14 protein-coding genes are annotated in these 13303 nt (G+C 56.8%); 6 read left to right on the top strand and 8 right to left on the bottom strand.

Annotated features, from left to right (window positions below; all coding sequences use genetic code 11):
- On the bottom strand, positions 1 to 790 hold a 790-nt coding region (locus V7Q41_RS12255; protein ID WP_333846164.1), incomplete at its 3' end, for an alpha/beta hydrolase.
- Between the two features lie 15 nt (positions 791 to 805).
- On the opposite strand from V7Q41_RS12255, the gene V7Q41_RS12250 reads away from it, so the two are divergent.
- The gene (locus V7Q41_RS12250) at positions 806 to 1975 is read left to right on the top strand and encodes an iron-containing alcohol dehydrogenase (protein ID WP_333846163.1); all 1170 of its coding nucleotides are present in this window, start codon (positions 806 to 808) and stop codon (positions 1973 to 1975) included.
- Between the two features lie 18 nt (positions 1976 to 1993).
- Here V7Q41_RS12250 and trhO read toward each other — a convergent pair whose 3' ends face one another.
- The 7 genes from trhO to V7Q41_RS12215 form a co-directional block, all read right to left on the bottom strand.
- Positions 1994 to 2962 (bottom strand): oxygen-dependent tRNA uridine(34) hydroxylase TrhO, encoded by a 969-nt coding sequence (gene trhO / locus V7Q41_RS12245; RefSeq protein ID WP_333846161.1) that lies wholly within the window; start codon positions 2960 to 2962, stop codon positions 1994 to 1996.
- Positions 2963 to 2988: 26 nt separating this feature from the next.
- On the bottom strand, positions 2989 to 3276 hold the full coding sequence (locus tag V7Q41_RS12240; RefSeq protein ID WP_333846160.1) for a DUF1330 domain-containing protein: 288 nt from the start codon (positions 3274 to 3276) through the stop codon (positions 2989 to 2991).
- Between the two features lie 4 nt (positions 3277 to 3280).
- A complete protein-coding gene (locus tag V7Q41_RS12235; RefSeq protein ID WP_333846159.1) occupies positions 3281 to 3601 on the bottom strand; it encodes a type II toxin-antitoxin system PemK/MazF family toxin in 321 nt (106 codons plus the stop codon).
- Positions 3595 to 3843, bottom strand: a complete 249-nt coding sequence (locus tag V7Q41_RS12230) for an AbrB/MazE/SpoVT family DNA-binding domain-containing protein (RefSeq protein WP_333846158.1) — start codon at positions 3841 to 3843, stop codon at positions 3595 to 3597. Before V7Q41_RS12230 ends, V7Q41_RS12235 begins: the two co-directional genes overlap by 7 nt.
- A gap of 66 nt (positions 3844 to 3909) precedes the next feature.
- Positions 3910 to 6297 carry a Tex family protein gene (locus V7Q41_RS12225; protein WP_333846157.1) on the bottom strand — a complete coding sequence of 796 codons (2388 nt, stop codon included), beginning with the start codon at positions 6295 to 6297 and terminating at the stop codon, positions 3910 to 3912.
- 56 nt (positions 6298 to 6353) lie between these two features.
- On the bottom strand, positions 6354 to 7529 hold the full coding sequence (locus tag V7Q41_RS12220) for an acetyl-CoA C-acyltransferase (protein ID WP_333846156.1): 1176 nt from the start codon (positions 7527 to 7529) through the stop codon (positions 6354 to 6356).
- Between the two features lie 20 nt (positions 7530 to 7549).
- On the bottom strand, positions 7550 to 9649 hold the full coding sequence (locus V7Q41_RS12215) for a 3-hydroxyacyl-CoA dehydrogenase NAD-binding domain-containing protein (RefSeq protein WP_333846155.1): 2100 nt from the start codon (positions 9647 to 9649) through the stop codon (positions 7550 to 7552).
- Positions 9650 to 9776: 127 nt separating this feature from the next.
- On the opposite strand from V7Q41_RS12215, the gene V7Q41_RS12210 reads away from it, so the two are divergent.
- From V7Q41_RS12210 to V7Q41_RS12190, 5 genes are read left to right on the top strand one after another with little or no spacing between them, the layout of a single operon-like run.
- A complete protein-coding gene (locus tag V7Q41_RS12210; protein ID WP_442918863.1) occupies positions 9777 to 11288 on the top strand; it encodes a protein adenylyltransferase SelO in 1512 nt (503 codons plus the stop codon).
- Complete coding sequence (msrB, locus tag V7Q41_RS12205; RefSeq protein WP_333846153.1) at positions 11285 to 11692, top strand: peptide-methionine (R)-S-oxide reductase MsrB; 408 nt, start codon at positions 11285 to 11287, stop codon at positions 11690 to 11692. The genes V7Q41_RS12210 and msrB overlap by 4 nt, the downstream gene beginning before the upstream one ends.
- A 7-nt stretch (positions 11693 to 11699) precedes the next feature.
- Positions 11700 to 12245: a septation protein A gene (locus V7Q41_RS12200; protein ID WP_333846152.1), complete on the top strand. Its 546-nt coding sequence runs from the start codon at positions 11700 to 11702 to the stop codon at positions 12243 to 12245.
- Positions 12242 to 12517, top strand: coding sequence for a BolA family protein (locus V7Q41_RS12195; RefSeq protein ID WP_333846151.1), 276 nt, complete (start codon positions 12242 to 12244; stop codon positions 12515 to 12517). The genes V7Q41_RS12200 and V7Q41_RS12195 overlap by 4 nt, the downstream gene beginning before the upstream one ends.
- Before the next feature lies 1 nt (position 12518).
- A complete protein-coding gene (locus V7Q41_RS12190; protein WP_333846150.1) occupies positions 12519 to 13301 on the top strand; it encodes a peptidylprolyl isomerase in 783 nt (260 codons plus the stop codon).
- Positions 13302 to 13303: the final 2 nt, after the last annotated feature.

Genomic DNA, 13303 nt, shown 5'->3' with positions numbered 1-13303 from the left:
CGCGCAATGGGTCGAACCCCGCCGTTATCACAAAAGCCGGCGGCAAGTTGGCGTGGCTGGCGGCCAACTGCGGCGAGGCACGCCAGTCCTGGGCATCTTGTGGCCCGCGCAGGTAATTGCCGCTATACCAGGCCATCGAATCGCGCGTGAGCATGTAACCCTGCCCATTGGTCTTGTACGAGTCGGTGTCGGGCGCCATCAAAGTGCTGGGGTAGATCAGCAACTGCATGAGCGGCTTGAGGCCCAGATCCCGCAAACCCAGACAGGCTGCTGCGGCCAAATTGCCGCCCGCGCTGTCGCCGCCAATCGCGATGCGCGTGGGGTCTAGCCCAAGGCTCGCAGCGTTGGCCGCCAACCATTCAAGCGCATCCAACGCATCGTTGTGGGCCGTGGGAAAGGTGTGCGCGGGAGCAAGCCGATAGTCCAACGACACCACAGCACAGTGCGCCAAATGGGCCAAGTGTTTACACAGCGCTTCGTGGGTTTCAGGACTTCCCACCATGAAGCCACCACCATGAAAGTACAGCAACACGGGCAAGTTGGGCTTGGCGTGTTCGGCCCACAACTTGGCGCGCAAGGTGGCACCATCTCGGGTGGGAATGTGCAGCGTGTCGTCACGCACCATGTGTTGCGCGTTCACCTCCAACACCCCAGCGCCCAAGGCATAGGCTTGTTTGGCCTGCTCGGCACTCAGCGCAGCCAAAGGCGGGCGGCCGGTTTTGGCAATGGCATGGAGTACATCGCGCATGGCGGGGGTGAGTAGGCTTTGCGGGTTGCGTGGGTGACTCATGTTTTATAGTGTGCCATGGCTCAAATTTTTTACCTCACCCACATCCAGATTGACTTTGGCGTGCTCGCCACGCTTGCCTCGGAGTGCGACAAAGCCAACATCAAACGCCCGCTGATCGTGACTGACCCAGGGATCAAATCTGTGGGCATTTTGCAAAAAACACGGGATGTCTTGCTCGGCCAAAGCGACATTCAACAGGTGGCTGTGTTTGACCAAACCCCTGCCAATCCCAACGAAGCGGCCATTCGTTCTGCCGTGCAGGTGTATCACGCCAATCAGTGTGACGGCTTGATTGCCTTGGGTGGCGGTTCATCCATCGACTGCGCCAAGGGCGTGGCCATTTTGGCGACGCACGAAGGCGCACTCAAAACCTACGCCACCATCGAAGGCGGCTCGCCCAAAATCACGGCGGCCGTGTCGCCCATCATCGCGGTGCCCACAACAGCCGGCACGGGCAGCGAAGTGGCCCGTGGGGCCATCCTCATCGTGGATGATGGGCGCAAGCTGGGTTTTCATTCGTGGCACTTGGTGCCCAAAGCCGCGCTGCTTGACCCCGAACTCACCCTGGGTTTGCCCCCTGCCCTGACCGCTGCCACCGGCATGGATGCGATTGCGCACTGCATGGAAACCTTCATGGCCGCGCCGTTCAATCCGCCTGCTGACGGCATTGCGCTGGACGGCTTGACCCGCGGCTGGGCCTACATTGAACGCGCGACCCACGATGGCCAAGACCGCGACGCACGCCTGAACATGATGAGCGCCTCCATGCAAGGCGCGATGGCGTTTCAAAAAGGCTTGGGCTGCGTGCATTCGCTCAGCCACAGCTTGGGTGGCGTGAATCCAGGGTTGCATCACGGCACTTTGAATGCCATCTTTTTGCCAACGGTGGTGCGTTTCAATGCGCAAGCTGAATCGGTACAAAAAGAGCGCCGCATGCAGCGTATGGCCTATGCCATGGGCTTGGGCGAAATTCACGCCCCACTCGTTGCTGCGCAGACCATCGCTCAAGCCATTACGGCCATGAATGCCAATTTAGGATTGCTAAAAGGCTTGGCCGACTTGGGCGTAGCGACGGCGCAGTTTGACAAAATCATCGAAGGTGCGATGGCCGATCACTGTCACAAAACCAACCCGCGCTTGGCAACTGAGCAGGACTACCGCCAGATGCTGCAAGCGGCAATGTAGCCCCCCAACGCTGCTTGTTTATTCGCTTGCTGGGTGCGCGGGGTGGTGGCCAGGCATCTTGGCGCCTACATGAATCTCACCTCGGGCCTCGGCCAATTCCACTTGGCGCTGACGCTCTGCCATTTGCGCCTTTAGCTCAGGCGTGCGTTGGTCGTGGCAGTGCGCGCAACTCACGCCCAGAACATAGTGGGCTGATTTTTTGTCCTCCTCGCTGAGTGGCCAACGGCAAGAACGACACAACTCATGGTGACCTAGGCCCAAGCCGTGGCCCACGCTCACACGTTCGTCAAACACAAAACAATCGCCTTGCCACAGGCTTTGCTCAGGCGGAATTTCTTCCAAGTATTTGAGGATGCCGCCTTCGAGGTGGTAGACCTCGTCAAAGCCACGCATCTTCATGAGAGCGGTCGATTTTTCGCAGCGAATGCCGCCCGTGCAAAACATCGCCACTTTGGTTTTTTTGGCGGCCTCGCCTTGCAAGGCTTCTTGTGCATCCAACCAGGCAGGCAGTTGCACAAAGTTTTTGAGCTTGGGGTCAATCGCTCCCTTGAAGGTGCCTATCGCCACTTCGTAATCGTTGCGGGTGTCGATCACCATCACCTCTGGGTCTGTCAGCAAAGCGTTCCAATCCGCGGGTTTGACATATTGGCCGACGGTTTTGTTGGGATCGAGTTCGGGCACGCGCAGGGTGACAATCTCTTTTTTCAACCGCACTTTCATCCGCGTGAAAGGGGGTTTGGGGCTCCATGATTCTTTGTGCGCCAAATCAGAAAAACGCGGATCGGCATGCAGAAAATCAAGCACGGCACGCACCCCCGCCTCTGGCCCCGCAATCGTGCCGTTGATGCCCTCGTGCGCCAGCAGCAGAGTGCCTTTGACCTCATGAGCCTCGCAGCAGGCCAGCAATGGCGGTTGAAGCGCGGCGAAGTCGGGTAGGTCAACAAATTTATAAAGGGCGGCGGTCAGGTACATGAGAGCAGTTGTCATGCCCCGATTATCCTTGAGGCGTGAGGCTAGGCCTCGTAAGTGGTCAGCACCACATCCGCCGCCTCATGGCGTATCGGGAGTAGCGCCTGATACGCTGGCGAGTTGTGCCAAGCTTCGGCCTCGGCCAGCGAGGGAAAACGAATCACCACGATGTCGGCATGCGGACATTTGCCGGACAGCGCCCTGACTTGGTTGCCGCGAAAGACAATTTCGCCGCCAAACGGTGTCAGAGTCGCCAACACGTGGCTTCGGTACTCTGCCCATTTGGCTTGGTTCTTCACGGTCATTTGACCCACAACGTAGGCGTGATTCATCGTTTTAAACCTCAAACAGTTCATGAAGCTTTTGCAGCGTTGCATTCAATGTTTTAGATTGAAGACGCCCTAGCTTTTTGTTGAGCCTCGATTTGTCGATGCTGCGAAGCTGGTCAAGCAATACCAGGCCAGCCTTGCCTTGAAATGTGAGTTGGATGCGAAATGGCGCTTGAAACCCTTGTGAAGTCATGGGGGCCACGATCACAGTTTTCAGGTGGTCGTTCAGCTCTGGCGGCGAGATGACGACAAAGGGACGAGATTTGCGAATTTCGCTCCCGATCGTCGGGTCTAAATTGACAAGCCAAACGTCGCCGCGACTTACCACTTCATGTCCTTATCGGCTTCGTTGCCAAAGTCGCCCATCTCCAACACATCATCATGGGCCTGAGCCAAGGCTTTGGCGGCCTCACTCCATCCAGCTCTTGCAGCTTGGGCTGGTTTGCGAATGACCAAAGCATCGTTTTCAATACTCACCTCAGCCTCGTCCTCCAGGCCTAGCTGTATGAGTAAGGGTTTAGGAATGACGATGCCTCGTGAGTTTCCAAAGGGGCGAATGGCAATGTGCATAGGAACTCCTCATGCTGAGTGAAATTTCTGCAATGTTATTACTTGGTAATAACATTGTCAACCGACTTACTTTTTCAAACCTTGCAGTTTGGCAAAGGCTGATGCCATGACTGAGCCCGCTGCCGCTGCGCCGCCTTTTTGGCGATTGTCACGCCCTGCATGTTCAAAGCGGTTGTCTAAACGTGGCGAATGAGGGCTGCCTTTGTGGGCGGGTGCAGCATCCATTTTCATGGTCAGGCTGATGCGTTTGCGGGCCACATCGACCTCTAACACCTTCACTTTGACGATGTCGCCGGTCTTGACCACTTCACGGGCGTCGCTGATGAACTTGTTGCTGAGTTGGCTCACATGAATCAAACCGTCTTGGTGCACGCCCAAGTCCACAAACGCACCAAAGGCGGCCACGTTGCTGACCGTGCCTTCCAGCACCATGTCGACTTTCAGGTCTTTGATGTCCTCCACCCCGTCTTGCAACTTGGCCACTTTGAAGTCGGGGCGCGGGTCGCGGCCTGGCTTTTCGAGTTCGCTCAAGATGTCTTTGACGGTGATCACGCCCACGGTGTCGTTGGCAAATAGCTCGGGCTTGAGGGCTTTGAGCATGTCGGCGCGGCCCATCAGCTCGGCCACGGGCTTGCCGGTTTGCGCCATGATGCGCTCCACCACGGGGTAGGTTTCGGGGTGAACGGCGGTCATGTCGAGCGGGTTGTCACCGTTGCGGATACGCAAGAAGCCCGCGCTTTGCTCAAAGGTTTTCGCGCCTAGGCCCGTGACTTTGAGCAATTGTTGACGGTTGGCAAACGCGCCATTGGCTTCGCGCCAACGCACCACTGCTTTGGCGGTGGTGGTGCTGAGGCCCGACACGCGGGTGAGCAGTGGCACGCTGGCGGTGTTGAGGTCGACCCCCACTTTGTTCACGCAGTCTTCCACCACCGCCTCCAAGGTGCGGGCCAGTTCGCTTTGGTTCACATCGTGTTGGTATTGGCCTACGCCAATGGATTTGGGATCAATCTTGACCAGCTCGGCCAAGGGGTCTTGCAAGCGACGCGCAATGCTGGCAGCGCCGCGCAGGCTCACGTCCACATCGGGCATTTCGTTGCTGGCGTATTCACTGGCGCTGTAGACAGATGCGCCGGCTTCGCTGACCACGACTTTGTCGATCACCTTGGATGCAGCGTTCTTGGCTTCGTTGTGTTGGTCCATGCGCTTGATGAGTTCACCCGCCAATTTGTCGGTCTCGCGGCTGGCTGTGCCGTTGCCAATGGCAATCAGGTTCACGCCATGTTTTTCGACCAGCTTGGCCAAGGTGTGGAGCGAGCCGTCCCAATCTTTGCGGGGCTCGTGTGGGTAGACGGTGGAGGTTTCCACCAGTTTGCCTGTGGCATCGACCACCGCCACTTTGACGCCTGTGCGAATGCCTGGGTCTAGGCCCATCACCACGCGCGGGCCGGCGGGGGCCGCCAACAGCAAGTCACGCAGGTTATCGGCAAACACTTTGATGGCCACCTTCTCGGCGTCTTCCCGCAAGCGCGTGAACAAGTCGCGCTCGGTCGACAGACTCAGCTTCACGCGCCAGGTCCACGCCACGCATTTGCGAATCAGCTCGTCCCCTGGCCTGCCCGAATGGTTCCAGCCAAGGTGCAGGGCGATTTTTCCTTCGGCCAATGAGGGTGTGCTTGCCTTCGGGTCAGTGGGCTTGTTGGACTCGACCTCGGGTGAGACCAGTTTGGCATCCAACATTTCCTGCGCACGACCGCGAAACACCGCCAAAGCGCGGTGTGATGGCACACGAGCCATGGGTTCGTCGTAATCAAAGTAGTCGCGAAATTTCGCGACGTCAGGGTTGTTTTCGTCTTTGCCTGCTGCGAGCTTGCTACGAAACAAGCCTTCGGCCCACAGCCATTCGCGCAGGCTTTGAACCAACGCAGCGTCTTCGGCCCAGCGCTCGCTCAACAAGTCGCGAACGCCGTCCAGCACAGCGGCCACGGTGGTGAAGTCTGCGCCCTCTATTGCCCCTGTGGGCAAGAGGAACGATTCAGCTTCCACATTTGGGTGGCGTGTGGGATCGGCGAAGAGCTTGTCTGCCAGCGGCTCCAAGCCAGCTTCTTTGGCAATCATGCCCTTGGTACGTCGTTTGGGCTTGAAAGGCAAGTAAATGTCTTCTAGTTCTTGCTTGGTGGGTGCGGCTTCGATGGCGGCCAACAGTTCCGGCGTGAGCTTGCCTTGTTCTTGGATGCTCTTGATCACCGCAGTGCGGCGCTCGGTCAGCTCCCGCAGATAGCCCAGGCGGGCTTCAAGTTCGCGCAATTGAATGTCGTCCAAGCCACCCGTCACTTCTTTGCGATAACGCGCAATGAATGGCACGGTGGCACCACTGTCAAGCAACGCCACGGCAGAGCTTACTTGGGATTCGGAAATGTTGATTTCTTCCGCCAGTTGGCGGGTCAGCTGTTGCATGTTCTCAGTCGGTCGCGTTCGTCAAAACCGACCATTTTGCCTGAGCGTGCGATCAATCACAGAACTTCGAATACGCCAGCGGCACCCATGCCGCCGCCTATGCACATGGTCACGCACACACGCTTGGCGCCGTGGCGTTTGCCTTCGATCAGGGCATGGCCCGTCAAGCGCTGGCCGCTCACGCCGTAAGGGTGACCCAAGGCAATCGCACCGCCATTGACATTGAGGCGCTCATCTGGAATGCCCAGTTTGTCGCGGCAGTAAAGAACTTGCACGGCAAACGCTTCGTTGAGTTCCCACAGGTCAATGTCGTCCACACTTAGCCCCAAGCGCTTGAGCACTTTGGGCACGGCGTACACAGGGCCTATGCCCATTTCGTCTGGCTCGCAGCCTGCTACCGCAAAGCCCAGAAAACGGCCCAAGGGTTGCAAGCCACGTTTGCTGGCCAGATCTTCACGCATGAGCACGCAGGCGCCTGCACCGTCAGAAAATTGGCTGGCGTTGCCAGCTGTGATCAAACCACCGGGCATGGCGGATTTGAGGTTGGCCAAGGCCATGGCAGTTGAGCCTTCACGAATGCCCTCATCCTTGCTGAGCGTGACTTGCTTGGTCATCAAGCCCATCACTTGATCGACGACACCGGCTTTGACGGTGATGCTGGCAATTTCTGCATCAAAAAGGCCCGCAGCCTGCGCCGCGAAAGCGCGTTGTTGGCTGAGCACACCATAGGCGTCCATGGCCTCTCGTCCTATGTGGTAGCGCTTGGCCACGTTCTCTGCAGTTTGCAGCATGTTCCAGTAAATCTCGGGCTTCTTTTTGTTGAGCGCCAAGTCCATCAGCATGTGTTGGTTGATCTCTTGTTGAACGCACGAGATGCTTTCCACGCCACCTGCGACATAGACATCGCCCTCGCCAGCCATGATGCGTTGAGCAGCGGTGGCAATGGTTTGCAAGCCTGAAGCACAAAAACGGTTGATGGTCATGCCCGAGACCGACACTGGGCAATCGGCCATGAGCGCGATCTGTCGCGCAATGTTGGTGCCGGTGGCGCCCTCTGGAAAAGCGCAGCCCATGATGACGTCATCGACTTCGGCAGCTTCAATGCCTGCGCGTGCAATGGCATGTTTGACCACATGCCCCCCCATGGTGGCGCCGTGGGTCATGTTGAAAGAGCCCTTCCAGCTTTTAGCAAGCGGCGTGCGGGCGGTAGAGACGATGACTGCGTGGGTCATAGATTTTCCTTAAATCGGGTTCAGTTGAAGGTCTTGCCTTCGGCGGCGAGTTGAGCGAGCAACGGGGCGGGTTGCCAAAACTCGGCATCATCATGTGGGTTGGTGGCAAAGCGCTGCATGGCTTGAACCACGTTGAACAGGCCTAGCTCGTCGGCGTAGTTCATGGGGCCGCCACGGTGCATGGGAAAGCCGTAGCCGCTGATGTAGACCATGTCGATGTCGCTGGCCTTGCTGGCAACACCCTCTTGCAAAATATGTGCAGCTTCGTTGACCAAAGCCAGGTTCAGCCGCTGCACGATTTCTTCGTCGCTTATTTTGCGCGCTTTGATGCCCAGCGCTTCGCGGTGCTTGGCAAGCATGGCCTCCACGTCTTTGTTGGGAATCGCCTCACGCTTGCCTGGCTTGTAGTCATACCAGCCAGCGCCTGTCTTTTGGCCAAAGCGGCCTTGTTCACACAACAGGTCTGCGGTTTTGCTGTAGCGCCGCTTGGGGTTTTCTGAATATTGGCGTTTGCGAATGGCCCAACCGATGTCGTTGCCCGCCAAATCACTCATGCGAAACGGGCCCATGGCCCAGCCAAATTGCTCCATGGCGCGATCCACTTGCTCTGGCGTGCAGCCTTCGTCAAGCAAAAAGCCGGCTTGGCGGGCGTACTGGTCAATCATGCGGTTGCCAATGAAGCCGTCGCAAACGCCCGACACCACGGCAATTTTTTTAATCGTCTTGGCGACGTTCATGGCGGTGGCCAGCACGTCTTTGGCGGTATCTTGGCCGCGCACCACTTCAAGCAACTTCATCACGTTGGCAGGACTGAAGAAGTGCAGGCCCACCACGTCTTGTGGGCGTTGGGTGAAGTGGGCAATTGTGTTCAGATCAAGCGTGGAGGTGTTGGAGGCCAAAATTGCACCTTGCTTCATGACTGCATCGAGTTGTTTGAACACCGCTTCTTTGACACCCATGTCTTCAAACACCGCTTCGATCACGAGGTCAGCTTGGCTGATGTCCTCGTAGAGCAGTGTGGTGCTCAGCAGGGCCATGCGCTCGGCCATCTTGTTGGCTTTGAGTGTGCCTTTGTTCACACGCGCTTGGTAGTTTTGAGTGATCGTTGCCAAGCCCCGGTCGAGGGCTTGTTGCTTTGTTTCGAGCAGTTTGACCGCAATGCCTGCGTTCAAAAAATTCATAGCGATCCCGCCACCCATGGTGCCTGCGCCAATGACAGCCACGCTGTGAATCTCTCTGACAGGGGTGTCACTTGGCACATCGGCTATTTTGCTGGCGGCGCGCTGAGCCCCAAACAAATGGCGCAAGGCGCGGCTCTCGGGCGTCCACATGAGGTTGATGAACTGCTCGCGCTCGAACAGCATCCCTTCGTCAAACTTTTTCTTGGTGGCCATTTCCACCACGTCCACACACTTGGGTGGTGCGGGGAAATGCTTGGCCATGCCCTTGACCATGTTGCGGGCAAACTGAAAATAAGCATCCCCTTGTGGGTGTTTACAAGGTAAGTCACGCACTTTGGGGAGAGGGCGTAGATCGGCCACTTCACGGGCGAAGGCCAAGGCTTCGTCCATCAGGCTTTGGGGGGACAGGGCCATTTGGTCAAACAGTTTTTGGCCGGGCAGCATACTCAGCATCTCACTTTTAATCGATTCGCCGCTGACGATCATGTTGAGGGCTGGCTCCACACCCAAGGCGCGTGGCATACGTTGCGTGCCGCCTGCACCAGGTATCAGACCAAGCTTGACCTCAGGCATGCTGATGCTGGTGTCGGGTGCGCAAATGCGGTAGTGACAACCCATGGCCAACTCAAGCCCACCGCCCATCACCACCGAGTGCATCGCAGCCACCACGGGTTTGCTGCAGTTCTCCACACAAGAGATGACGCTGAGCAAGTTAGGCTCTTGGAAGGCTTTTGTGGAGCCAAACTCGCGCACATCGGCACCGCCCGAAAATGCTTTGCCATGGCCGGTGATGATCACCGCTTTCACAGACGCATCAGCCACGGCTTGCGCAATGCCTGCGACAACAGCTCGGCGTGTTTCTAACCCCAAGCCGTTGACGGGTGGGTTCTTCAGTGTGATCACAGCCACATCGCCATGAATTTGGAAATCTGCACTCATCTGGATTCCTTTGATCAAGAGATGGTTTGTTTTTTCGCACGATCGTGCTTTTTTATGCATTGTGCCAAGTCTTTGTGGCGTTTTGCGTAAAGCCCACAAAAAACCAGCCTATGGATAACCCGAGACAATCGGACTCATGTTGCACCACCCTGCTCTCTCAACGGCTGATCTGCCATGGTTGCATGTGTTTGAGGCGGGGTTTGCTCACCTAGGTGAAACATTCGCAACGCCTACCGAGCCCACACCTTTGCCAGCTGCCTACTGGGTAGGCTGCAACGATGCATTGCGAGAGGCGCTAGGGCTGCCATCTGATCTGTGGGAACAATTGGAAGCGATGGCGTTGTTCACAGGCAATCTACCCCTGCGCGACCACCCCAGCTACGCCAGTGTCTACAGTGGGCATCAGTTTGGCCAATGGGCAGGTCAATTGGGCGATGGCCGTGCTTTGAATTTAGGTGCACTCCAAACGCCTATTGGTTTGCAAGAGCTTCAGCTCAAGGGCGCTGGCCCCACGCCCTTTTCGCGCCGCGGCGATGGTCGCGCCGTGTTGCGCTCAAGTATCCGTGAGTTTTTAGCCAGCGAGGCCATGCATGGTTTGGGCATTCCCACCACGCGGGCTTTGTGCGTCACTGGCTCACCGGCACATGTACGCCGAGAAGACATTGAAACCGCGGCTGTGGTCACGCGCGTGGCGCCAAGCTTTGTGCGCTTTGGCCACTTCGAACATTTCTCATCCAACGGCCAGATCGATGCGCTGCGGATCTTGGCTGACCATGTGGTGACCGCACATTTCCCTGCGTTACAACACAAAAAAGGTTCTGAGCGTTACGTTGATTTATTGCACGAGGTGACCCAGCGGACTGCAGTTTTGATGGCCCAGTGGCAAGCCGTGGGTTTTTGCCATGGCGTGATGAACACCGACAACATGAGCGTGCTTGGCCTCACGCTCGACTACGGCCCGTATCAGTACCTAGATGGTTTTGACGCCAACCACATCTGCAACCACTCCGATCACCAAGGCCGCTACGCCTATGCCAGGCAGCCTCAAATCGCCTATTGGAATCTCTTTTGCCTAGGCCAAGCCCTCATGCCGCTGATCGATGAACAAGCCCCTGCATTGGCGGCGCTTGAGGGTTACAAACAAGCCTTTCCAGCGGCCATGGACCAAGGCATGCGCCACAAGCTAGGCCTTCAAGGCACGCACCACGGCGACCGAGCTTTGGTAGAAGACCTGTTGCAAGCCATGCAGCAAGACCGTGTGGACTACACCGTGTTTTGGCGTCGTTTGAGTTTGGCTGTGCGTGAGTCTGCCAACAGCACCCATGCGTTTGCGCCTGTGCGCGATCTGTTCATGCATCGCGAAGTGTTTGATGCATGGTGCAAGCGCTACCTAGAACGCTTGGGATCAAGCCACCGCCAAGCCGCAGGCGATGCCATGCTGCGCACCAACCCCAAATACATCTTGCGCAACCATTTGGGCGAATTGGCCATTCGCCAAGCCAAGCAAGGCAACTTTGCGATGGTGCAAGAACTGTTGCACGTGCTGCATGCGCCGTTTGACGAACACCCCACCCATGAGGCGTGGGCTGGCCTTGCGCCAGAATGGGCCTCTTCCATCGAAATCAGCTGCTCCTCATGACCATTCAAAAAACCGAACAAGAGTGGCGAGACCTGCTCGCCGCCAAAAATGCAGAACCTGTGGCCTATGACGTCACGCGCAAAGCCGCGACCGAGCGACCTTTTACTGGCAAATACGAAGACCATTGGGAGAATGGCAGCTACCACTGCATCTGTTGTGATGCCAAACTGTTCGACGCGTCCACCAAGTTTGACGCTGGCTGCGGATGGCCGAGCTTTCACACGGCAGCCAGTGAAGCGGCCATTGTCGAACACCGCGACATCAGCCACGGCATGGTGCGCGTAGAAACCGTGTGCAGCCAATGCAGCGCTCATTTGGGCCATGTGTTCAACGATGGCCCCGCGCCTACTGGGCTGCGCTACTGCATGAACTCGGCTTCGTTAGACTTCGTGCCAAACAACTAAAGCGTTTATGAAATTACTGCTCGACTTCTTTCCCATCATCTTGTTCTTTGTCACCTTCAAAACTTGGGGCATCATGGCCGCCACTGCGGTGGCCATCGCGGCCACCGTGCTGCAGATCGGTTACATGTGGCGAAAAAACGGTTTTGTTGAACCCATGCAATGGGTCAGCTTGGGCGTCATCGTGGTGTTTGGTGGAGCGACGCTGCTGACCCAAGATGAGACCTTTATCAAATGGAAGCCCACCGTGCTGTATTGGCTCATGGCCAGCGCCTTGTGGTTGGGTCACTATGTGTTCAAGCGCAACTTCATTGAAAAACTCATGGGTGCTCAGGTCTCCTTGCCCGCCCACGCTTGGGGCGTGCTGCTGCACAGTTGGGCCTGCTTCTTTGCCGTCATGGGTTGCCTCAACATTTGGGTGGCTAACCACTTTGACACCGACACTTGGGTGAGCTTCAAGCTCTTTGGTGGTTTAGGCCTGATGTTGGTGTTTGTGGTGGCCCAAGGCATCTACATGAGCCGCTTCATCAAAGACAAATCAGAGGACTCCGTGTGAATATCACCGCAAATGCACTGACACAGCGATTACAAGAACGCTTAACCCCCGTTTTTGTTGAAGTTTTAGATGAAAGCGCAGCACATGCAGGCCATGTTGGCGCCAATGACAGCGGCTTTGGCACCCACTTTCGTGTGCGAATCCAAAGTAGCCTCTTCACTGGCAAATCCCGCGTTTCGCGCCACCGCCTTGTGTATGATGCATTGCAAGAATTCATCGATCAGGGCTTGCATGCCCTGGCCATTGAAGTGATCGAAAACCCCGAGACCTGACATGAAAAAACAAATGATTTGGACCGCTGTGGCAGTCGCTGTGCTCACAACTCTGAGCTTCAGCGCCGCCGCACAAAACATCGCCATCGTCAACGGCAAGGCCGTGCCAACAGCGCGTGTTGAAGCCTTGGCTCAGCAAGTGGCCCGTTCTGGGCGCCCCATCACCCCGGATGTGGAAGCGCAAATCAAAGAAGAAGTCATTGCGCGTGAAATCTTCATGCAAGAGGCGCAAAAGCGCGGCTTGGATGCCACGCCCGAGTACAAAACTCAAATCGAGTTGGCTCGTCAAACCATTCTGATCCGCGAGTTGTTCGCGGAGTTCCAAAAGACCTCTGCGGTGTCCGATGCCGACGTGCAAGCCGAGTACGACAAATTCGTGGCTGCCAATGGCGGCAAAGAATACCGCGCTCGCCACATCTTGGTCGAGACGCAAGCCCAGGCCGATGCCATTCTTGCCAGCCTTAAAAAAGGCGGTAAATTCGAAGACATCGCCAAAAAGCAATCCAAAGATCCAGGCTCAGGTGCCAACGGTGGCGATCTCGACTGGGCCGCTGCTGGCAACTACGTCAAAGAGTTCTCAGACGCCATGGTCGCCTTGAACAAAGGTCAATTGTCTGCCCCCGTGAAAAGTCAGTTTGGTTTTCACATCATTCGTTTGGATGACGTGCGCGAAGCCCAGTTGCCTAAGATCGATGAGGTGAAGCCGCAAATCGTGCAACAAATGACCCAGCAACGCATGGCCAATTTTCAACAAGAGTTGCGCGCCAAAGCCAAGGTCGAGTAATT

This window comes from Limnohabitans sp. (assembly GCF_036804465.1).
GTDB lineage: Bacteria > Pseudomonadota > Gammaproteobacteria > Burkholderiales > Burkholderiaceae_C > Limnohabitans.
Note: the sequence above shows the minus strand (reverse complement) of the source record. Positions and strands in the feature narration are given on the sequence as shown.

What these genes read in the sequence shown, in the direction of transcription:
- V7Q41_RS12250 (WP_333846163.1), top strand. Translation starts at nt 806, where the DNA reads ATGGCTCAAATTTTTTACCTCACCCACATCCAGATTGACTTTGGCGTG.
- trhO (WP_333846161.1), bottom strand. Translation starts at nt 2,962, where the DNA reads ATGACAACTGCTCTCATGTACCTGACCGCCGCCCTTTATAAATTTGTT.
- V7Q41_RS12240 (WP_333846160.1), bottom strand. Translation starts at nt 3,276, where the DNA reads ATGAATCACGCCTACGTTGTGGGTCAAATGACCGTGAAGAACCAAGCC.
- V7Q41_RS12230 (WP_333846158.1), bottom strand. Translation starts at nt 3,843, where the DNA reads ATGCACATTGCCATTCGCCCCTTTGGAAACTCACGAGGCATCGTCATT.
- V7Q41_RS12225 (WP_333846157.1), bottom strand. Translation starts at nt 6,297, where the DNA reads ATGCAACAGCTGACCCGCCAACTGGCGGAAGAAATCAACATTTCCGAA.
- V7Q41_RS12220 (WP_333846156.1), bottom strand. Translation starts at nt 7,529, where the DNA reads ATGACCCACGCAGTCATCGTCTCTACCGCCCGCACGCCGCTTGCTAAA.
- V7Q41_RS12215 (WP_333846155.1), bottom strand. Translation starts at nt 9,649, where the DNA reads ATGAGTGCAGATTTCCAAATTCATGGCGATGTGGCTGTGATCACACTG.
- msrB (WP_333846153.1), top strand. Translation starts at nt 11,285, where the DNA reads ATGACCATTCAAAAAACCGAACAAGAGTGGCGAGACCTGCTCGCCGCC.
- V7Q41_RS12200 (WP_333846152.1), top strand. Translation starts at nt 11,700, where the DNA reads ATGAAATTACTGCTCGACTTCTTTCCCATCATCTTGTTCTTTGTCACC.
- V7Q41_RS12190 (WP_333846150.1), top strand. Translation starts at nt 12,519, where the DNA reads ATGAAAAAACAAATGATTTGGACCGCTGTGGCAGTCGCTGTGCTCACA.